At 74.4% G+C, this 20,495-nt stretch carries 17 protein-coding genes; 8 read left to right on the forward strand and 9 right to left on the reverse strand.

Annotation, left to right across the window (positions count from 1 at the left end):
• The first annotated feature begins 58 nt into the window (after positions 1-58).
• The 3 genes from GVV75_RS06905 to GVV75_RS06915 are packed head-to-tail and all read left to right on the forward strand — an operon-like array spanning position 59 to position 5,846.
• The gene (locus GVV75_RS06905) at positions 59-313 is read left to right on the forward strand and encodes a WhiB family transcriptional regulator (protein WP_188640695.1); all 255 of its coding nucleotides are present in this window, start codon (positions 59-61) and stop codon (positions 311-313) included.
• Complete coding sequence (locus GVV75_RS06910) at positions 310-4,332, forward strand: glycosyltransferase (RefSeq protein WP_159814067.1); 4,023 nt, start codon at positions 310-312, stop codon at positions 4,330-4,332. The genes GVV75_RS06905 and GVV75_RS06910 overlap by 4 nt, the downstream gene beginning before the upstream one ends.
• Entirely contained in the window at positions 4,329-5,846 is a 1,518-nt protein-coding gene (locus GVV75_RS06915; protein WP_159814068.1) for a DUF5719 family protein, read from the forward strand. The genes GVV75_RS06910 and GVV75_RS06915 overlap by 4 nt, the downstream gene beginning before the upstream one ends.
• A 44-nt stretch (positions 5,847-5,890) precedes the next feature.
• Here the strand turns inward: GVV75_RS06915 and GVV75_RS06920 are convergent, their stop codons facing one another.
• Positions 5,891-6,352 (reverse strand): metallopeptidase family protein, encoded by a 462-nt coding sequence (locus GVV75_RS06920; RefSeq protein WP_235905430.1) that lies wholly within the window; start codon positions 6,350-6,352, stop codon positions 5,891-5,893.
• A gap of 94 nt (positions 6,353-6,446) precedes the next feature.
• On the opposite strand from GVV75_RS06920, the gene GVV75_RS06925 reads away from it, so the two are divergent.
• Complete coding sequence (locus GVV75_RS06925; RefSeq protein ID WP_159524051.1) at positions 6,447-6,890, forward strand: DUF3499 domain-containing protein; 444 nt, start codon at positions 6,447-6,449, stop codon at positions 6,888-6,890.
• Positions 6,891-6,973: 83 nt separating this feature from the next.
• Here GVV75_RS06925 and GVV75_RS06930 read toward each other — a convergent pair whose 3' ends face one another.
• A complete protein-coding gene (locus GVV75_RS06930; RefSeq protein ID WP_159814070.1) occupies positions 6,974-7,876 on the reverse strand; it encodes an RDD family protein in 903 nt (300 codons plus the stop codon).
• A gap of 3 nt (positions 7,877-7,879) precedes the next feature.
• Here GVV75_RS06930 and GVV75_RS06935 point away from each other — a divergent pair, with 3 nt between their 5' ends.
• A complete protein-coding gene (locus GVV75_RS06935) occupies positions 7,880-8,893 on the forward strand; it encodes a stage II sporulation protein M (protein WP_236266092.1) in 1,014 nt (337 codons plus the stop codon).
• A 107-nt stretch (positions 8,894-9,000) separates the two neighbouring features.
• On the opposite strand, the gene GVV75_RS06940 is transcribed toward GVV75_RS06935, so the two are convergent.
• The 5 genes from GVV75_RS06940 to GVV75_RS06960 form a co-directional block, all read right to left on the reverse strand.
• Positions 9,001-10,293, reverse strand: a complete 1,293-nt coding sequence (locus GVV75_RS06940; RefSeq protein WP_159716998.1) for a DUF58 domain-containing protein — start codon at positions 10,291-10,293, stop codon at positions 9,001-9,003.
• Between the two features lie 70 nt (positions 10,294-10,363).
• Positions 10,364-11,443, reverse strand: a complete 1,080-nt coding sequence (locus tag GVV75_RS06945) for an AAA family ATPase (RefSeq protein ID WP_159716996.1) — start codon at positions 11,441-11,443, stop codon at positions 10,364-10,366.
• Positions 11,440-12,660, reverse strand: a complete 1,221-nt coding sequence (locus GVV75_RS06950; RefSeq protein WP_159716994.1) for a DUF4350 domain-containing protein — start codon at positions 12,658-12,660, stop codon at positions 11,440-11,442. Before GVV75_RS06950 ends, GVV75_RS06945 begins: the two co-directional genes overlap by 4 nt.
• On the reverse strand, positions 12,657-13,391 hold the full coding sequence (locus tag GVV75_RS06955; protein ID WP_159716993.1) for a DUF4129 domain-containing protein: 735 nt from the start codon (positions 13,389-13,391) through the stop codon (positions 12,657-12,659). Before GVV75_RS06955 ends, GVV75_RS06950 begins: the two co-directional genes overlap by 4 nt.
• Positions 13,392-13,410: 19 nt before the next feature.
• Positions 13,411-14,595 (reverse strand): DUF7544 domain-containing protein, encoded by a 1,185-nt coding sequence (locus tag GVV75_RS06960; RefSeq protein ID WP_159716991.1) that lies wholly within the window; start codon positions 14,593-14,595, stop codon positions 13,411-13,413.
• A gap of 190 nt (positions 14,596-14,785) precedes the next feature.
• Between GVV75_RS06960 and mtrA the strand changes: the two genes are divergently transcribed.
• Genes mtrA through GVV75_RS06975 form a run of 3 tightly spaced genes read left to right on the forward strand, consistent with a single transcriptional unit; the run spans position 14,786 to position 19,023 of the window.
• Positions 14,786-15,466 carry an MtrAB system response regulator MtrA gene (mtrA, locus tag GVV75_RS06965; protein ID WP_159524058.1) on the forward strand — a complete coding sequence of 227 codons (681 nt, stop codon included), beginning with the start codon at positions 14,786-14,788 and terminating at the stop codon, positions 15,464-15,466.
• A gap of 3 nt (positions 15,467-15,469) precedes the next feature.
• Positions 15,470-17,281: an MtrAB system histidine kinase MtrB gene (mtrB, locus tag GVV75_RS06970; RefSeq protein WP_268891780.1), complete on the forward strand. Its 1,812-nt coding sequence runs from the start codon at positions 15,470-15,472 to the stop codon at positions 17,279-17,281.
• Positions 17,278-19,023, forward strand: a complete 1,746-nt coding sequence (locus GVV75_RS06975) for a GerMN domain-containing protein (protein WP_159625675.1) — start codon at positions 17,278-17,280, stop codon at positions 19,021-19,023. The genes mtrB and GVV75_RS06975 overlap by 4 nt, the downstream gene beginning before the upstream one ends.
• Before the next feature lie 96 nt (positions 19,024-19,119).
• On the opposite strand, the gene hpf is transcribed toward GVV75_RS06975, so the two are convergent.
• Together hpf and GVV75_RS06985 are read right to left on the reverse strand one after the other, a co-directional pair.
• Positions 19,120-19,758 carry a ribosome hibernation-promoting factor, HPF/YfiA family gene (gene hpf / locus GVV75_RS06980; RefSeq protein WP_159524061.1) on the reverse strand — a complete coding sequence of 213 codons (639 nt, stop codon included), beginning with the start codon at positions 19,756-19,758 and terminating at the stop codon, positions 19,120-19,122.
• 257 nt (positions 19,759-20,015) lie between these two features.
• A partial coding sequence (locus GVV75_RS06985) for a phosphoribosyltransferase family protein (protein ID WP_268891847.1) occupies positions 20,016-20,495 on the reverse strand: 480 nt, incomplete at its 5' end.

A 20,495-nucleotide genomic window follows, 5' to 3' on the forward strand; every position in this document is an offset into this window, starting at 1 on the left:
GTGGAACATCCTCGGTGACGGGCCTCTGGCGCTGTCCGATGATGCTGACGACGCCGCGATCATCCTTCTCTTCGGGGGTGGGGACGAGTCCGGCCCGCTGCCGTGGCAGGAGCGCGCGCTGTGCGCCCAGACCGATCCCGAGGCCTTCTTCCCGGAGAAGGGCGGCTCCACCCGCGAGGCCAAGCGCGTGTGCGCCAGTTGCGAGGTCCGCGAGGAGTGCCTTGAGTACGCCCTCGCCAATGACGAGCGCTTCGGCATCTGGGGAGGCCTGTCGGAGCGGGAGCGCCGCAAGCTCAAGCGCCGGGCCGTATGACCGCGCCGGGCCCCGAAGCCCGCTCGAGCGCCGAGGGTATTCCCGGCGCCGGGGCCGGCCGTGCTCAGGATGAGACCCTCGCCGTCGTCGTGACCGCGGGGGTCACTGCCTTCCTGCCCCGGGCGCTGGTCGCGCTCGCGGCGCAGACCGCCCTCCCGGCCGCCGTGCTCATCGTCGACGTCGCCTCGCGCGCCAACGGCCTGGGTGACGGCACCCCCGTCGAAGAGGCCGTGGAGGCCTCCGGCCTCGACCTCGTCACCGCCGTGCGCATCCTGCGCGCCCCCGCCGCGCTCACCCTTGGCGGCGCCGTCGCCCGAGGGCTCGCTCTTGCCCAGGAGCGGGCCGCGGCCCGGCCCCGCCCGGAGGTCAGTGACGAGGATGAGGGCCGCCCGCTCCTCAGCCTCGACCTCGACCCTTCCGACGCCCAGTGGCTGTGGCTCCTCCACGACGACTCCGCCCCGGAGCCCGACTGCCTCGCCGAGCTCCTCCAGGCCGTCACCACCGCCCGCTCGATCGCGTTGGCCGGCCCCAAGCAGGTGGACTGGGACAACCCCGATCTGCTCCTCGAGGTCGGGCTGCGGGCCACGGGCTCGGCGCGCCGCGCGAACGACATCGTCCCCGGCGAGATCGATCAGGGGCAGCACGATGACCGCAGCGACGTGCTCGCCGTGGGCACCGCGGGCGCGCTCATCTCCTATCAGGCTTGGCAGGAGGTCGGCGGCGCTTCGCCCGACATGCCCCTGCTCTCCGAGGGCCTGGAGTTCTCCCACGCCCTGCGGTTGGCCGGGCACAGGGTCGTCGTCGTCCCGAGCGCCGTCATCCGGCACCGGCGCGCCACCTACCTCGGCCTGCGCGGCGCCGATGCGGGCGGTGCTCCCACCGACGCCGATGAGGCTGCCGGCGCGCCCTCCCCGGTGGAGCGCGCCGAGTCCCCCGATGCCGGGCAGGCCCCCGAGGCCGCCGCCTCAGAGGAGCCACCGGATCTCGACCGCTCCTTCCGGGCTCGCCGCACCGCCCAACTGGTCGCCTGGGCCACGATCTCCACCCGGCCCCTGCTCCCGCTGCTCGCCTGGATGATCCTCCTCGCCCTCGGGCGGGGGGCCTGGCGCCTGCTCACCAAGGCCCCGGGCCTGGCGGGCGACGAGTTGGCGGCCGCCCTCACCGCCGCTTCCCGGCCCGCCCGCATCCGGCGCGGCCGGCGGCGCCTGGCCTCCTTCACCGCCGTCCCGCGCGGTGTGCTCGCCGAGCTCTACCTCGACCCCGCCGAGATCCGCGCGGCCAGGAGGGACCGGGGCCGCCAGGAGCGCCAGCGCCTCGCCCGCGCCGCCGCGCCCAGTGAGCTCGAGCTCGGCGAGCTCGCGGCCCTGGCCACCCGCCGTCGGCGGGCTCTGGGGGCCGTCCTGGCCCTGGCCGCCATCTGCGGCCTGACCGCCCTGAGCGAGGCGCTCACCGCCCGCTCCGTCATGGGCGGGGCGCTCGCCTCGCTCGGCGAGGACTGGCGGGCCCTGTGGGACGCGGCCTGGAGCACCTGGGCGGGTTCGGCCGACGGCTACCCCACCGCGATGACGCCCTTCCTCGCGGTCCTCGCCCTGCCGATGGCGCTGGCCGGCGCGGCGGGTATCAGCGGGGACGCGCTCGTCCACCTGCTCCTGCTCGCCTCGCTGCCACTGGCCGCCGCCGGCGCCTGGTTTGCCGCGGGCGCGGTCACCCGCCGTATCGCCCTGCGAGCCTGGGCCGCCCTGACCTGGGCGGCCGCGCCCAGCCTGCTGTTCGCCGCCGGGCAGGGGCGCCTGACCTCGCTCATCGTCCACATCCTCCTGCCCTGGGCGCTGGTCGCGCTGGCCCGCGCCGTCGGCGCCGACCGCCGCGATCGCGTGCTCTCGGGCCTGGCGGGCGCCCACCGCATCTCCGACGACGAACTCGCCCACGCCGAGAGCATCAGCAGCGCCCGCGTCGAGGAACTCGGGGAGCTCGCGGAAGAGGAGCTCGCGGAACTCGGGGAGCCGGGCGAGCAGCACGGGCCCGGGGGCTCCGGGGCCCCGGGGCTGCGGGCGGACGCCGCCGGCCCGGAGGAGCCCGCTGAGGCCATCGAAGGGGCAGGGGAGCTCACCCGGAGCCCTGACGACGCCGAAGAGTTCGGGCCCGACGACTCCGGGCCCCACGACTCTGGGCCCCACGCCGACGAGGCGGGGGAGGATGACGCCCAGGACGACGCCCAGGAAGGCCCCGGGGAAGGCGCCGGGGCCCCGCCGAGGCAGCCCCTGTCCGAACGGCTGGCCGCCAGGATCCAGCAGGCGGCCGCCGCGGCCCGGGCCACCGCCGCCGTCGAGCACTACGGCCCCGGCTCCCCGACGGCCGCCGCCGTCGCCGGGCTGCTCCTGGCCGCCATCACCGCGGCAGTCCCCGCCACAGCCGCCATCATCGTCCCCGCGCTGCTCCTGCTCATCGTCGTCAAGGCGCTCCAGCGGGCGCTCGGCCCCAGCCGGGCCCCCGGCGGGGCGCGGCGACTCCTGCTCACCCTCGTCCCGGCCGCCGTCACCCCGGCGCCCGTGTGGTGGCGCGCCTGGCAGTTGCGCGAGGCGGGCGACGGGGCCGCGGCGCTCCGCCTCCTCCTCACTGAGCCCGGCGCGCCCGTGGTCACCCCGGCGCCCGGCCGCGCGGACCTCCTTCTCGGCTCGCCCATCGACCTGGCCTCGCTCATTCCCGGCGAGCACGCGCTCCTGGCCGTCCGCCTCCTGCTGGCGCTCGCCCCACTCCTCGCCCTCACCGGCCTGCTGGCCTCCGGGCGCCGGGGCGGCAGGGCCCGCGCGGGCGCCCTCACGGCGATCGGAGCCCTCGCCCTCGCCGTCGTCACCGCCGGGACCATCATCGGCACCGGCCTTGCGCCCAGCGGCGCCCGCATGACCGTGGTCGGCTGGCCGGGCGCCGCGCAGAGCCTCGCCCTGGCGGGGGTGCTCGCCGCGGCCCTGGCCGGGGCCGATGCCACCCGCGCCGCCCTGGTCCAGCGCTCCCGCGGCTGGTTCCAGATCGCCGCGCCCCTGGCCTGCGCGCTCGCCCTCGTCCCGCCCCTGCTGCTCGGCGGCGGATGGGCCCTCGCCGTCGCGCATGGCGACCGCGTCCCCGGCCAGGCGCGGGCCACCAACCCGGGCGCCCCCCTCATGGCCCTGCGGCCGGCGGCCCGGCAGGTCCCGCTCATCGCCCGCGAGCTCCAGCGCGCCCCCGAGGCCAGTCGCGTCCTCGTCCTGGGCTCGACCGGGACCGGCGACGGGTCGGTGCTGACCGCCTCCATCTGGCGCGGCGACGGCCTCCTGCTCACCGATGCGCTGCCCGAGCCCACCGGGGCCCGTCTCGACAGCCGCGCTGGCCGGTCCGCCTCAGCGGGCTCGGCCGCGGACGGGGCCGAAGGCCTCGCTGACACCGCCGATTCCTCACTGGCGGCGGCCATCGCCAGCACCGTCGCGGGCCAGGGCGAGACGGCCGCCGACGAGCTCTCGGCGCACGGCATCGGCGTCGTCCTGCTGACCACCAGGCAGGGCGATGAGGTCACGGCCTCCGCCCGCGCCGGGCTGGCCTCCACCCCCGGCTTGGAGGAGCTCGCGCGCACGGACGCCGCCGTCTCCTGGCGCGTCATCCCCAGCGATGCCGCGCAGTCGGCGCGCGCCGTCCTCCTCGAGACCGCCGACGGCGGCGCCCCGCGCGCCTCCACCGTCCCGTTCACCGGCCAGAGCACCACCACGACCATCCCCGGCTCCGCCTCCGGGCGCGACCGCGTGCTCGTGCTCGCCGAGCGCGCCGATCCCGGCTGGAGCGCCACCCTCAACGGCGAGCCCCTCCAGGCCACCACCCGGACCGATGGCCGGGGCCAGTGGCAGCAGGCCTTCCTCGTCCCCGCCAGTGGCGGCGAGCTCACCCTCACCCACTCCTCCGCCGACGAGCGGATGCTCGCCGTCGCCATCATGACGGTCTGGGCGATCACAGCCCTGGCCGCGCTCCCGCTGCGCCGTAGGAGGTCCGCATGAGCCCCCACCTCAGCCTCGGGCCGAGCCCCGTTCGGCGCGCCGCCGGATTGGGCGCCGGGGTCGTCCTCCTCGCCGGCGCCGTCGGCCTGGCGGCCTGGGCTGGCCCCGCTCCCGCGGCGCCCATCCGGGAGGTCGACGCCGTCGGCATCGACGCGCCCGCGGGCACCGCGGCCTACGGCTGCCCCGCCGCCCCCGCCAACACCCTCAGCGGCGTCGATGTGCGGCAGGCCACCACGACCACCACGATCCTCCCCGTCGGATCGCCTGCCTCGCTGCGCTACGCGGGCACGGCCGTGAATGCCGGGCCCTCCTCCCCGACGACGCTCACCGGCCCCCAGGGCTCCGGCGGCGGAATCCTCACCGCCGCCCCCGCCAACGACTCCAGCCCCGCCGGTGCCGCCGGCGCCGTCACCTCGGCCACTGATGCGGGGGACCTGCGCGGGCTGGCCGCTGCGCCCTGCGCGCCCGGCCGCTCCGTCGCCTGGATCGTCGGGGGCTCGACCGCTCTCGGCTCCTCCGCCGAGTTGCGCCTGACCAACCCCGGCGTCACCACCGTGTCCGCCCGCGTGCGCCTGTACGGCTCGGCCGGGGCGATCTCCCTTCCCTCCAATGGCGAGGTCGTCGTCGAGCCGGGGAAGACCTCGTCCCTCCTCCTGGAGTCCGCTGGCGCCGCCGATCCGAGGATTGCCCTGTCCGTTGAATCCGACGGCGGGAGCATCGTGTCCACCCTCGTCACCGAGGGCCTTGACGGTGAGACCCCCGCCGGGGTGGAGATGCTCACCCCGGGCGCCGCGCCCGCCACCGAGCAGACCATCCCCGCGGTGGCCCTGGCGAAGGCCGCCGAGCAGGGCTCCGAGGCTGTGAGCGGGGCGGTGTCCTCCGACGAGCCCGTCCTGCGCGTGGTCAACCCCGGGGACACCCCGGCCACCGTCGCGGTCACGCTCCTCGGCAGCGCCGGCCCCACCCCACTGCCCGGCGCGCAGGCCGTCACCATCGATCCCGGCTCCGTCTTCGACATCACCCTGACTGGCGTCGACCCCGGTGCCTACGGCATCCGGGTCACCTCCGACGCTCCCGTCAGCGCCGCCGCCAGGATGGTCCGCGTCGGCGGCGAGCTGCCCGCGCGCTCCGGCGCTCTGGCCCACGACGTCGCCTGGAGCCAGGCGGCCCCGTCCGGCGCTCTCGCCTCCGCGACGGCCCTCATGCCCCGCGACGGCGTCTCGCCGGAGCTCGTCATCTCCTCGACGGCGGGCGAGGCCAGGACCGTGGACCTGGCCAGTCCCGATGGGTCGTGGTCGACCACCGTCGACATCCCGGCGGGGTCGAGCGTGACGGCCCAGGTGCCGGCGGGGGTGAGCGCCGTGCGGCTGAGCGCCGCGCGGCCTGACGGCCTGAGCGCCGCCGTGCTGCTCACCCGCGAGGCCTCGGGGGATGCGGCCGGCCCGCTCATCGCCGTCCTGCCGGTCATCGCCGACTCCGCCGCGCGGGCCTCCACGCGGATCAGCCTCGGCTGACCGGCCCCGGGCGCGAGCCGCGCCGCCGGGGCCCGGGCAGGGCGTCAGAAGAAGTCCGGGTCGATCTCCTCCGGGCGGCGGCCCATCATCGTGGAGACCTGCTCGACGACGACGTGGCGCACGAGCGCGCGCAGTTCGGTGGTGTCCCGGGTCCGGGAGACCACTGGCCGGCGGTAGACCACCACCCGTCCGGGCAGCCCCGCGCGGGGCTCCGGCGCGAAACCGCGCCCCAGGACGATCCCCGGCTCCCAGGGCGCGGGGTCGGAGGGCGGAACCTCCTCGACGGCGAACTGCACGTCCGCGACGAAGGGGTGCCTCCGGGCCAGATCGTCGGCGACCTCGATGACCAGGGCGTCGAAGCGCTCGGCGCGGGTCCGCCAGGCCGGCAGCACCGGGGGCATGAGCGGGCCGCGCAGGCCGTGCCCGTGACGGTCCCGGTGGCGCCTGGCCGACCTCGGGGCCGGGGCCGGGAGGGCTCGGGGCTGGAAGGAGCGGGGGCGTCTCACGCAGCCACCATACGTGCCGGGCTGAGGGGCGGCCGCGCGCGCCTCGCCGTCGCCCGGAGTGATTCCCGATGGCCGGGCGCGATAACCTGCGCTGGTGAGGAATGTGAGGAGTTGCCGGCGGCCCGGCTGCGAGAACCCTGCTGTCGCGACGCTCACCAGCGTCTACGCGGATTCCACGATCGTCATCGGACCGCTGTCAACGGAGCGCCGGCCCGAGGCCTACGACCTGTGCGCCAAGCACGTCGAGTCCTTCACCGCCCCCAGGGGGTGGCAGATCATCCGGTTGGCCACCGAGTTCGCCCCCGCGCCGCCCTCGGAGGATGACCTGCTCGCCCTGGCTGATGCCGTCCGCGAGGCCTCGCGCGCGCCCCGGCCCCCGGCCCGGCCCGCCGAGCACGTGGGCCGCCCCGGCGGCATCATGCCGGCCCCGCTCACCCATGACCCCGACGTCCTGCCAGACCACCTCACGGGCCTCGGGGATGGGGAGATCACCCGCCGCGGCCATCTCCGGGTCCTGCGCGGCGAGAAGGAGGACTGACCTCTCTCCCAGCGAGACCGGTCGAAAATAGGAGCGAGACCGGTCCGCGGACCGGTCTCGCTCCTATTTTCGACCGGTCTCGCTCAGAAGGCGGAGTTATGGGTGGGCGAGGTGGGTGGGATGCCCTCCTGCTCGCCGACGCCGTGGGGCAGGAGGGCCATCCGGGCGCGAGTCGACTCGGCCACCTGGCGGTCCTTCCACGCCAGGGCGAGTTCGCGATCCCGCCGCTCCGCCAGCACTGCCGCGAGGAATCTCTCCGGGTGCGTGCCCTCCGGCGGCGGGGGAGAGACGCTGGAGGAGATGCTCGCGGCGAGCTCGGCGCCGATCCGTTCCCGCGAACGGGGCTCGATCGTCGAGGCCCGCTGTAGGAAGGTCCGCGCGACCAGTGCCAGGTCCCCCGGCAGGGCGCGCAGATCAGCCCGCTCCGCCCAGGACGCGAGCTCGGGCGGCATGAGGATCGGCGGTGCCGCGGCCGTCTCCACCCGATCGCGGACCACGTAGGTCCCCGCGAGCAGATCCCCCAGCCGCTTGCCGCGCCTGGTCACCGTGCACGAGATGATCGCCAGTGTCGCCAGGGCGGCGTAGATCTCGATGCTGCCCACGAGCACGCGGACCAGGGAGTGCCGCATCCTCACGGCGCCGCCATCGTCCCGTACCACTCGCAGTCCCAGGACCCATCGGCCCACGGAGGAGCCCTGGGAGACGGTTTCGATCGTCAGCGGCAGGGCGATGAGCCAGGTCAGGAGGAGGAGCGAGACCGTGATGATGGACAGTGGCTCCGAGGCCGCCGAGCTCGGGCGCAGGAGGGGCACGAGCGTGATGAGGGACACGAAGAGCCCGATCATCATCAGGCCGTAGTCGATGAGGCCGCTGAGCATGCGCACCGCGGCCGAGGCCGGGGCGGCGTCGAGGAGCGCCGCCTCGCCCGTGACGATCCGGACCTCCTCCATCATCCGCTCGGATGAGGCCGTCGTTCCATCCTCCATGCCATGCTCCTAACCGTGGACATCGATGCCTTCGCCGCCGCGCACCGCGATGAGTGGGAGCGGCTGGACGCCCTGGTCGCCAGGCGCCGCCTGAGCGGCGCCCAGGCCGATGAGCTCGTGATCCTGTACCGGATCGCCGCGCAGCACCTGTCCCGCCTCAGAGCGTCCGCGCCCGACCCCCAACTCATCGCCGAGATGTCGGCGCGGGTGGCCCGAGCGCGGGGGCGGCTCACCGGCGCTCGGGAGATCCGGGCCGGGGATATCACCCGCTTCCTGACCGAGACGATCCCCCTCGCTCTCTACCGGGCGCGCTGGTGGGCCATCGGCGTGGGCGCCGCGTTCACGACGATCGCCGTCATCGTCGGCGTATGGACCCTGCGCAGCCCGGAGGCCATGGGCGCCCTTGGGACGCCCGCCGAACTGGACAGGTACGCCGCCCAGAGCTTCGAGGACTACTACTCGACCTACGACTCCCACGAGTTCTTCGCCCTGGTGTGGACCAACAACGCCCGGATCGCGGCGATCTGCGTCGGCGCGGGCATCATCGGTGTCGTGCCCGCCGGCCTCATGCTCGTCAACGCCATGGCCCTGGGCCGGACCGGCGCCGTCATGGCCGACCATGATCGCTTCCTCCAGTTCCTCGCGCTCATCATCCCGCATGGACTGCTGGAGCTGACCTGCGTGTTCTTCGCGGGCGGCGTGGGCCTCAGGCTCTTTTGGACCCTTCTGGCCCCTGGACCGCGCTCCCGTGGACGGGCGCTCGCCGAGGACGGCCGGCTGCTCATCACCGCCGCGGTGGGGCTGACGGGAGCGCTCGCCATCGCCGGGCTCCTGGAGGGCTTCGTCACCGGAGCCCAGATCCCGTGGCTGCTCAAGGCGGCGCTGGGGCTGGTCTCCCTGGCGGTCTTGTGGGCATACGCGCTCGTCCTGGGGCGCCGCGCCGAGCGCGCCCTCGCCGGTGGCGACGACGTCGTGCTGGCCGATCAGATGGGCGACGCCGCGCCCGAGGCGGGCTGAGCGGCAGGCCCCGCCCCCGGGCATAGGGCCCGCGGGGCGCCATGCCCGGCCCGGCCGCCCCGTCAGCGCCGGGGGCGAGCCTGGCGCTCCCATGCTCGTTGTCGCCGTCATAATTGCCCCGAGGCCTTGAGCGCGAGGTAGGCGTCGGCCAGGGCCGGTGCCAGTCCGGCAGGATCGGCCTGGACCACCGTGGCTCCCGAGCGGGCCAGGCGGGCGCGCACCGCGTGCTGCTCCACGAGATCGCTCTCGGCGGCGGCGGCCGTGTAGACAGAGACGGCGTCGCCCCTGTCTTCCCGCAGCCCATCAAGCGCAGGGTCGAGGGCCGAGGCGATGATGAGCGCGTGGTCCTTGGCCAGCGCGGCGGTCGCGCGCAGCATGTCCGCACCGGTGGCGGAGCCATCGACGCCGGTCAGGATGACGACGAGCGACCTCTGGGGGAGCAGCCGGCGCACGGCTGAGGTCAGCAGCGACCAGTCCGTCTCCACCAGGGAGGCGTCCAGAGGGGCGAAGGCGTCGGCGAGCGAGCTCATGAGGGAGGCGCCGGAAGCGCCCCGCACCTGGGCGCGCACGGCGCTGTCGACGGCGAGGACGTCCACGCGGTCACCGGCGCGGGAGGCCAGGGCGGCCAGGAGCAGGGCGGCCTCCATCTGGGCATCGAGCCGGGGCGCGTCCCCCAGCCGCGCCGCCGCACGGCGCCCGGTGTCCAGGACCACCAGGACGCGGCGGTCCCGCTCGGGGCGCCAGGTCCGCACCACGACCTCCCCTCGGCGCGCTGTCGAGCGCCAGTCGATGGAACGCGCGTCGTCGCCGACGACGTACTGGCGCAGTGAGTCGAACTCCGTCCCCGCGCCGCGCACCATGACGGCGCTGCGCCCATCCAGCTCGCGCAGGCGGGCGAGCTTGCTGGGCAGGTGGTGCCGGGAGGCGAAGGGCGGTAGCACCCTCAGGCGCGCGGGGGCGGCCAGGGAGGCCTGGCGCCCGGCGAGCCCCAGCGGGCCGAGCAGCCGCACGGTGACGAGATCGGCCCGTCGATCCCCGCGCCGCGTGGGCGTGAGCGCGGTGCGGGTCCGGCGCCGCTGCCCAGCCGGGATCGTCATCCGACTGCGCTCACCGGTGGCCCCGGCCGACGGCGCCCAGGCGTCGCGGATCTCGGCCACCGCCGCCCGCGGGCCGGTGTTGGTCACGGTCAGGGTGGCGGTGGTGGTCTCGCCGAGCATGATGGCGCCCGCCAGGCTCCGCTGGACGCGCAGATCGCGCGGCGAGGCCGCCAGCAGCGCATCGGCCCCCACCGCGATCACGGTCGCGGCCAGGACGACCACGATGGTTATGGGCCGGGGCCAGATCAGGCCGGGGAGCGCGCCGAGGGCGAGGACGACGGCCGTGCGCCGCGCTAGGAACATCGCGGCGCTCCCCTCAGCGGCGCCGTGGAGGGCGGGAATCGATGGAAGACCCGGGGCTCGCGCATGGGGATCAGCGGGGGACGGGGACGGAGCGCAGGGCGCCGGTGACGATCGCCTCCGCCGTCACGCCCTCGAGCTCGGCCTCCGCTCGCAGCTCGATGCGGTGACGCAGGACGGGCAGCGCCAGCGCCTTGACGTCGTCGGGGGTGACGAAGGCGCGCCCGGAGAGCCAGGCCCAGGCGCGCGCGGCCACGAGCAGGGCGGTTGAGCCGCGGGGGGAGACCCCCAGGGCCACCGAGGGCGCCTGGCGCGTGGCGCGCACGAGATCGACGATGTACCCCAGGACCTCCTGGGAGGCTCCGACGTCGCGCACCTGCTCGCGGGCCGCGAGGAGATCGGCGGGGCCGGCGACCGCCGTCAGGCCCGCGCTCGCCAGGTCGTGGGGGTCGAAGCCGCCGGCGTGGCGGCTGAGGACCTCCACCTCCTGACCGCGTTCGGGCAGGGGAAGGACGAGCTTGAGGAGGAATCGGTCCAGTTGGGCCTCGGGCAGCGGGTACGTGCCCTCGTACTCGACGGGGTTCTGGGTGGCGATCACCATGAAGGGCGAGGGCAGAGGGCGAGGATCGCCATCGACGCTCACCTGGCGCTCCTCCATGGCCTCCAGGAGGGCCGCCTGCGTCTTGGGGGGAGTGCGGTTGATCTCGTCCGCCAGCAGCAGGTTGGTGAAAACAGGTCCGGCGCGGAAGGAGAACTCGGCGCTGCGGGCGTCGTAGACGAGGGAGCCGGTGACATCCCCGGGCATGAGGTCCGGGGTGAACTGCACGCGCTTGGTGTCGATGTCCAGGGCCTGGGCCAGGGAGCGCACGAGCAGTGTCTTGGCCACGCCGGGCACGCCCTCGAGCAGGACGTGACCGCCAGCCAGAAGGGCGATGACCAGCCCGGTGATGGCGGCATCCTGGCCGACCACCGCCTTGCCGATCTCCGATCGCAGGGCGACGAGGCGGGAGCGGGGATCGGGGCCGGCGCCCCCGGCGCTCCCCGCGCCCCTGGGAGCCCCCGCGCCCCCGGGGGCCTCCGGGCCCCCAGGCGGGACCGGCGCCGCGGGGGAGTGATCGGCCTGATCGGGGCGGCCGGTTTCAGTGGTGCTCATGATGAGTGGACCTCGCTCTCGAGTCGGTCGAGCTGGGCGGCCAGGTCCGTGAGGGACCGGTCGTCGGTGGGTGTGGGGCCGTAGAGGACGAGGGCGACGTCGGCCGGCTGCAGGCGCCCGTCACGGCACAGGGCGGCGATGAGCTCGCCTCGCCCAGCGCCCGTGGGCAGCCCGAGGCGCTTGCCGAGGCGAAGGGCCGTCCCCGCCCGCAGGGCGGTGGCGGCACGGCCGCGGTCCCGGGCTCGCCGGTAGAGGCGGCCCCGCCCGATCGTGGTCTCCGTGGAGCGCACGACGACGGGCAGATCCTCGACGACGACGCGCCCGAACCGCCGGCCCTGGACGATGGCCAAGGCGAGCGCCGCGATGGTCAACTGCGCCAGGATGACCGGCAGGAAGCGGGGCAACGATGGCTCGTCCCAGATGCTACGGCTCTGCGCCTGAGCGGCGTCGTGCCACACGACGCGCTTGGAGGCGCCGATCGCGCGGATCGCCAGCGCCGCGTTCCCCTGTTCGGGCAGCCGGGAGTTCATCGCGGTGTCGGGCCAGGCCAGGACGCGCAGGGTCCCGCCCGAGGGGAGCGGCGCCGTGGCGTAGCCGTACACGCCGTCGGCGACGGGGAAGCAGCCGGTGGCCCCCTGCGCGCCGCCCAGCCCCACCGATCCGCGCCCGGCCGGGATGGTCCCCGCGGCCTGGGCGTCGGCGTCGTCGCACTGGGCGCTGACGGTGGCGCCGGGGGCGGCGCTGACGCCACTGGGCGTGAGCTCGGTGAGCCCCCCGAGGCTGTTGTGGAGGGCGCCGATGACGACGACGTCGCCGCCGGCCGAGGCGAGCTGCGCCTGCTCCTCGTCGCTGAGGCTCCCGGCGTTGATGAGAACGACGGTCGCGCCCTCGGCTGAGGCCTCGCGCGCGGCGCGCGCGCTGGAGACGGCATGGACCTCGACGCCCCACTCGCTCACGAGGGCCGCGAGGGCCCGCGCCCCGTTGGGACGCGGGTTGTCGATGGCCAGCGGCGTGGTGGACTCAGCGGGCTTGAGGGCCTGGGCGAGGAGGACCAGGACGAGCAGGGCGAGCAGCGTGAGGAGCCCTGGCCTCCAGGAGCGCAGGCGTTGACCGATGGTGGCGCCGATGACCTGGTCAGCGCCCCCGCCCGCCGGCCCTGGCTCCGGGGACGACGGGACGGCAGCCGCGGTCCTGGGGCGCGCCCCGATGGGGGTCACCGGCGCTCCCCGCTCGCGGTCGCCGCGTCAGCGGGGCGCTCGGCGCGGGCCCGGGCGCCCGGCCGCGCGCGCCCCGCCTGGTCCTTGACGTCGCTGGCCAGGGCCCGCATCCAGGCGTCCTCATCCGGGCTGGCCACCACGTCCCCGTAGCGAACGGCGTCGAAGAGGCGGGCGCCGGAGTGGAGGTCGGCGGACAGTCCGGGCAGCGCGCTCGCGGCCATCCCGGCCGCCTCGTGGGCGGTCAGCCCCGGGTGGTCCTCGAGGACGCCGAGCTCATCGAGGAAGCGGATGATCGCCCGGAAGCGGTCGACGACCGCGGTGGCGAAGTCGCCCCGATCAGCGGCGAGGTCCGCGCCGCTGGTCAGGGTGGCCGCGTCGCGGTCGTCCTCCAGCAGCGGTCCTGGGGCCGCGCCGCTGGGCCTGGCGATCGTGACCCGCCTCGCCATCACGCCGATGACGATGACGAGGGCCGTCAGCCCGAGGACCACGATCGTCGCGGACGCCCACGGCGGGATGCCGGGGATGACCGAGCCAAGATCGACATGGTGCTGGATCCAGTGCCAGGTCGCCGTCAGCGGGTCGGTCCTCTCGGCGTAGGCGGTCTTCGCCAGCTCGCGCTGGGCTGCCTCGCCGGCCTGCGAGGCGTCCGGCGTCGCCGGCGGGCCCCCCGAGGGGGCGAGCGCCCCCGGGGCGCCCCGGCCCTGGATGGCAGCCGGCTCCAGTGCGATCATGCGTGATCCCGCCACGGATTCAGGCCTGGGCCGCGCGGCGCAACTCGACGTCGAGGCCCTCGCCCCGCATACGCAGATCGATGTAAATCAAGGCGGATACCGCGGCGCTGAACGGGAGGACGATCGCCTGGACGAGATCGGTCAAGAAGGCCTGCAGGGCCGCCATGAGGGGGAGCGCGCCGTTGCCCACCAGCGCGTTGGTGGAGGTCAGCAGGGAGATTGGGAGCGTCACCAGGGCCGAGGCGGTGCCGGAGATGAGCGCCGCCAGCAGCAGGGCGCCGAACACCCGCCAGAAGGAGCCCCGGCTCAGGCTCCAGGAGCGCTTGAGCGACTCGATGATCCCGATGTCCTCCAGGATGAGCGCGCTGGGGGCGCAGGTCAGGCGGACCAGGAACACCCAGGACAGCGCGATGGCCAGGATCGCGACCGCGACGGCGGTCAGGATGACGAGCAGGGCCAGGACCGGCGAGAGGGACGAGGCCGCGTCCCTGATACCGCCGTAGACCGCCAGGAGCGCCAGCCCCCCGAGGATCGCGATGGTGGCCAAGGAGATGAGGCTGATGAGCACCGACTGCCCGATGAGGGCCCACATCCGCCCCTTGACCCGGCTCCACACCTCGCCCGCGCTCACGACCCTGCCCAGCACGGAGCGGGAGACGGTCATGATGAGCAGCCCGGACAGCACGGTCGTCGCCAGGAAGGTCAGGATGAGCGAGCCCAGCTCGGCGGCCAGGCCGAGCAGGAGGGCGGGCAGTTGCGCCTCAGGCTCCTCGGGGGTGGGCGCCTCCCCCGGGGTCGGGATGAGGGAGGAGAGGGGGCTCCCCAGGGAGTAACTGGCGACGGCGTTGATCGCGCCGACGACCGTCATGGTCAGCAGGGCGGGGATGAGCATCGCCCTGGGATTGGCGCGCATCGACTCGAAGGCGCCGGAGATGATGTCCCCGATGCCCAGCGGCCGCAGGGGGATGATGCCCGGCTTGGGGGCCACGAAGAAGCCCCGCGGGCCCCGGTGGGGACCACCGGCCATATCCAGGGTCGAGGGCGCCTGGCCTGCGGGCGGGGTCCCGTAGGCGCCATAGGCGGGCCGCGCGGGAGTGCCGCTTGCGCCCGGCGAGTCCGGGGCCGGCTGCCCGCCGCCGGCGCCCCCGGGGTCCTCGGCATCGGGCTGAGAGGGGGGCAGCCAGTCACTGCTGTCATTGCTCATGCCCCCATGCTGTCACGCGCGGCGAGGCGCTCTCCTCCATCCAGAGGAGGAATCAGGGGTCCCCGGCCATGGGCCGCCCAGAGGAGCCCGGGCCCTCAGGGGGCCTGGGAGGCCCGCGCATATCACAAGGAGGAATCAGTCGGGGTGTCAGCGTGTTCCCAGGTGGGATGGTCGTGCCAAGATACGCCCCATGAGCACCAGTATCCTCGTCGTGGATGACGACACCGCCCTGGCCGAGATGATCGGGATCATGCTCGAGGCTGAGGAGTGCACGCCGTCGTTCTGCACGGACGGCTCGCGGGCGCTCGAGGCCTTCCGCGAGAACACGCCGGACCTGGTGCTTCTCGACCTCATGCTCCCCGGCCTCGACGGCGTCGAGGTCTGCCGCCTCATCCGCGCCGAGTCCGACGTCCCCATCATCATGCTGACCGCCCGCACCGACACGATGGACGTCGTGGCCGGGCTGGAGGCCGGCGCCGATGACTACGTCACCAAGCCCTTCCGCTCCAAGGAGCTCCTCGCCCGCATCCGCACCCGCCTGCGCCGGGGTGTCGACCCCGTGGCCGAGCACGTGCGCGCTGGCGACCTCGATATCGACGTTGCCGGGCATGAGGTCCGCCGCGGCGATCAGCGCATCGCCCTGACCCCCCTTGAGTTCGACCTGCTCCTGGCCCTCGCCCGCACCCCCTGGAAGGTCTTCACCCGCGAGGAGCTCCTGGAGAAGGTCTGGGGCTACCGGCACACCGCGGACACCCGGCTGGTCAATGTGCACGTCCAGCGCCTGCGCGCCAAGATTGAGCAGGATCCCGAGCACCCGACCATCGTCCTGACGGTCCGCGGCGTCGGGTACCGCGCCGGCGACGTCCGCTGACCCGTGCGCTTCCGGCGCGCCCGATGGCGCCCGACGCTTCTCTTCCGGCATAGCCTCGTCGCCAGGATGACCCTGGGCGCGGTCCTCATCGGGGCCCTGGCCACCGCCATCCTGCTGAGCATCGTCAACATCACCATCCACCAGAATGTCTTCAACGACCGGCGCGACGCGATCCTGACCAACGCGAAGCAGCGCATCGTCGCCGCCCAGTCGGCCCTGGCGACGACGACGGCCTCCACCTCCGAGGAGGTCTCCGCGGCGATCCAAGCCGAGTTGTCGGGGATCAGCGACTACGCGTCGGGCGCCGGGGTGATCGGAGCCGTCGTCCAGGGCAGCGGGGAGTCGTCGTCGGTGGCTATCAACACCCTGGCTACCGATGACCGTCTGACCGCTCTCATCACGGATCGCATGGAGCGCGAGGTCCGCAATGGCCGGACCGGCCGGCAGTACTGGCAGTCCGTGAGCGTTCCCGGGGAACGCTCCGGGACCGTGCCCGGGATGGTGGTCGGATCGCGTGTCTCCATGCCGCTGGCCGGGGACTACGAGCTCTACATCGTCTACTCGCTGGAGTCCCAGCAGCAGGTGGCGGACACGGTCAAGCGCTCCGTGGTCCTCACGGGGGTCGGCTTCCTCGTCATCATCATCGTGGCGGTGGCGGTGTTCACCTGGCGCGTACTCATCCCCGTGCGGCGGACCTCCCTGGCCGCCAAGCGCCTGGCGGAGGGGCGCCTCGATGAGCCCTTGGCCGTCAACGGGGAGGACGAGCTCGCCGCCCTGGCCACGTCCTTCAACATGATGGCGGAGTCCATCCAGTCGCAGATCGATCGGCTCAACGCCATGTCCGTGTCCCAACAGCTGTTTGTCTCCGACGTCTCCCACGAGTTGCGCACCCCGCTGACCACGATCAAGATGGCGGCCGAGCACATCTTCGAGCTCCGCGAGGAGATCGAGGACCCCCTTGTGCGCCGCGCCGCGGTGCTGCTGCACGGCCAGGTCGACCGCTTCCAGACGATGCTCACCGACCTGCTCGAGATCTCCAGGATCGACTCCGGGCGGGTCACGCTGCGCTCGGACGAGGTGGACCTGCGCGACCTGCTCTCGGGCGTCCTGGAGGACAATGAGGTGCACATCCAGTCCTCGGGCTGCGAGATCCGCCTCCAGGTCCCCGATGAGCCCGCCACGGCGGAGGTTGACTCCGTGCGCGTCCAGCGGATCCTGCGCAACCTCATCCTCAACGCGATCGAGCACGCCGAGTCCAAGCCGATCGACATCACCATGGCGGTCAACGACGACGCCGTCGCCGTGCGCGTGCGCGACCACGGCGTGGGCATGAGCCCCGACGTGGTCGGGCGCGTCTTCGACCGCTTCTACCGCGCTGACCCCTCCCGCAAGCGCACTCTGGGGGGCACGGGGCTCGGCCTGTCGATCTCCGCCGAGGACGCCCATCTCCACGGGGGCTCCCTCCAGGCCTGGGGGTGGCCCGCCGACGGCGCCTCCTTCCTCCTCACCCTCCCGCGCGAGCTCGGCGAGGGTGGGACCCCCGGCCATTACTCCGCGCCCGGCCCCCTGCCCTGCATCCCCGACGACGCCCCCGCCGTCGCGCGCGTTAAGCCCCGCCGCGCCCCCGAGGCGGTCACCGGGACCGTCCTCGGGCCTGGGCCCGTCTCGCGCCGCTCGGCGCGCCCCCACGGGGATGGGGAGGAGCCCCTGGCCGTCGCCGAAGCCGCCGTCACCCCGGGGCACGTCACCGTCATCGCCCCCGGCCAGGTGCCCACGGCCCGAACCCCGGAGGTCTCCGGCGGGAGGACGTCGTGAGCGCGCCGCGCGGCACTGGCGGCTCGTCCCTGCTCGCGCGCCTCCCGAGCCGGCGCGCGGCCATCGCGATGCTCGCCGCCGGGGGAGCCGGCTCCCTCGCGGCATGCTCCAGCTTCCCCACGGAGGGGGACGTCTTCCAGTCCGACGCCGTCAACGAGGGCGGTGGCGTCCTCATCCAGACGGCTCCCGGCCCCGTCGACGGCGCGGCCCCCGTGGCAATCGTCGAGGGATTCCTGCGGGCCTGCACCGCCGGGCTCTCCGACGGCTTCGCCACCGCGCGCGAGTTCCTCGTCGACAGCGCGGCCGACTCCTGGCAGCCCATGTCCCCCCTTCTGCTCGCCTCCGGCTCCGAGCCACTGACCGTGCGCCGCGCGGACGACGGCGGGGTCACCATCTCCGGGAAGCTGGAGGGCAGCCTCGACTCCACCGGTGTGCTGAGCGCTCAGGGCCTCGACTACTCCGAGTCGCTCACCCTCGTCACCACGGCGCGGGGGCAGTGGCGGATCGCCTCGCTGCCGCCGGGCGCCGTCGTGCAGGGCTCCGTGCTGCGCACCGCCTTCACCCAGCAGAGCATCAGGTTCCTCAACGCCGCGCACGACCGCCCCATCCCCGACCCCCGCTGGTTGTCGCGCAAGCGCTTGGAGGAGGCCGCCCTCGAGGCGCTCCTGTCGGGGCCCGCCGCCTGGTTGAAGGACGTGGCGACCACCGCGATCCCCAACGGGACGAGACTCCAGGAAGTCAAGGTCGTGGACCGAGTGGCCACCGTGCGCCTGCGCGCGGACGCCTCCTCCTGGGGCTCCGAGGCCCAGGCGCTCGCCGTCGCCCAGATCACCGCCACCATGAAGGAGGTCAGCGGGATCGACACTGTCATCGTCATGGCCGGTGATCAGCGGCTCGCCGCGCAGGTCACCCCTCTCGACGCCGCCGCGGAGCCGGGCGCGGTCGTGGGGATGAGCGGTGGCGCGGTGGTGCGCGGCACGAGCACGACCCGCGCCGTGCTCATGCAACCCTCGACGCTGGGCACCATGGGCGCCCGCCACCCCTCACTGGGAGTGGATGGGGGCGTGTGCGTCGTGTCGGGTCCCAGCATCCTGCGGGTCGGGCCCGGCGGGACCCAGGCCGCCTCGATCCTGTCCGTCGGCGACTCGCCCGAGGACGCCGTCGGCCTCCTCCCTCCCCGCCAGGACAGGCACCACTGGATATGGACGGCCAGCCAGGGCGGGCTCATCGTCGTTGACGCGCGGGGCGTGCGGGCGGAGGTGGCCGCCGCCTGGCTCAGTGGCCGTTGCGTGATCAGCATGGATATCTCGGCGGAGTCGGACCGGATCGCCGTGCGCCATCGCGATGCCGCCGATCCGTCCAACCAGTCCGGCGAGCGGGTGGATGCCGCGGCGATCATCCGCGACGGGGAGGGGCGCCCCACGCGCCTGGGCGATCCTTACCCCGTGGCCGGCCTGACGGGGCAGGGTGCCCGTGAGCTTGCCTGGTACTCGGGCACCGAACTCATCACCATCGAGCCGTCCCAGGACGGCCAGGGCACTGCGAGCCTCGTGATCGCCTCACTGGGATGCCTGGAGGCCTCGCGGTCCCCGGGCCCGCCCACCGCCAACGGGATCGCCGCCAACCGCCTCAATCAGACCATGCTGCTGTCGGACTCCGACGGCCAACTGTGGAGCAGGGCCTCGGGGACATGGCGCGTCATCTCGACCACCGTCACAGACGCCGGCTACCCCATCGTGTGACGGCGCCGCTGACCGGGAACAACTCGGGCCCGCCCTCCCGGGGGGAGGGCGGGCCCGAGGCTCGCTGGGCCCGCCGAGCGGCCGGGCCCAGCGCTCTTAGAGCACCTGGGCGTCGAGGCGGATGACGCCGTAGGTCCAGCCGTGGCGGTGGTAGACCGCGCAGGGCTGCCTGGTGGACTTCTCAATGAACACGTAGAACGGGTGGCCGACGAGCTCCATGTGGTCCAGGGCCTCCTCGACGGTCATCGGCGTGGCATCGTGGAGTTTCTGGCGCACGATGACGGGGGAGTCCCCCAGCTGGGACTCGACGGCGACGCCCTTCTCCGTGGGCACCTTCGGGGCCTCGTCGGCCTTCTCGGCCTCATCGGCGACCGCGGGCGCCTCCTCTGCCACGGGGAGGTCCTTGGGGGCCGGGATCGCGTCTCCGCGGTGGTGGTCCTTCTTGCGGTCGCGGGCGCGGCGCAGCCTCTCGGTCAGCTTCCCCATGGCGATGTCGAAGGCGGCGAATCGGTCGGAGGAGCTGGCCTCGGCGCGGATGACCGGGCCCTTGGAGATGACGGTGATCTCCACGCGCTCGGCGGTGTCCGCCTGGCGCGGGTTGCGCTCGTGGGTGACCTCGACCTCGACGCGCTGGACGCGGGGATCGAACTGCTCGACCTTGGTGGCCTTCTCCTCGATGTATTCGCGCAGGCGGGGGCTGATCTCAGCGTTGCGGCCGACGACGGTGATGTCCATGGTGGAACCTTTCTGGAACCTGGGCGGCCCGGGAACCGGGGCCCGATGCGATGGGCACCCGCCGCGCCTCGCGGCGGGCTCTGGAGCGGTGCTCTCACCTCCTGCGCGTCGCGGGGAGCGCGGCGTCCCCGCCGGCGGAACCGATACCTCCGTCGGACCCCTTGCGCTCCTTGTGTCTTGTGACACACAATTTACACCATTCGGGTGCTCCCCTGAGGCAGCCCACGGCCGCGATCGCCCCGGGCGGAAGGCGCGGATCAGAGCCTCTTCGCGGCTGCGCGCCCCCTTCGCCCGGCCCCGCCCGGCGGCCCCACGGGGCCGGGGAGCCGCGCGGCGGCGCGGGCCGGGGGAGGTGTCGCCGCCAGGACGAGGGCCCCGAGGGGCCGGGCCCCGGCGCCTCTTAGTGCCGCCGCGCAGGAGCGCAGCGTCGAGCCCGTGGTCACGACGTCGTCGACGATGAGCGCGTCCCAGCCGCTGGCATCCGCGAGGACCCGGGGAGGGGCTTGGCGGTTGCGGCGGCGCTGCGCGGCCGACAGGCCGGCCTGATGCGCGCCGCGGAAGGCGCGGCCGTTCTCCCGCCGCAGGATGTCCGCGCTGACGATGAGCGGGCCGGGGCCGCCCGCCCCGCCAGGAGGGGGCGCCGGCGCCCGCGCGATCCCCTGCGCGACGGCGTCCGCCAGGGCCGCCGTCACGAGCCTGCCGCGCGCCCGGCGCGCGATCCCGGAGGGGGCGGGGAC

The organism is Actinomyces sp. zg328 (assembly GCF_009829635.1).
Taxonomy (GTDB): domain Bacteria; phylum Actinomycetota; class Actinomycetes; order Actinomycetales; family Actinomycetaceae; genus Actinomyces; species Actinomyces marmotae.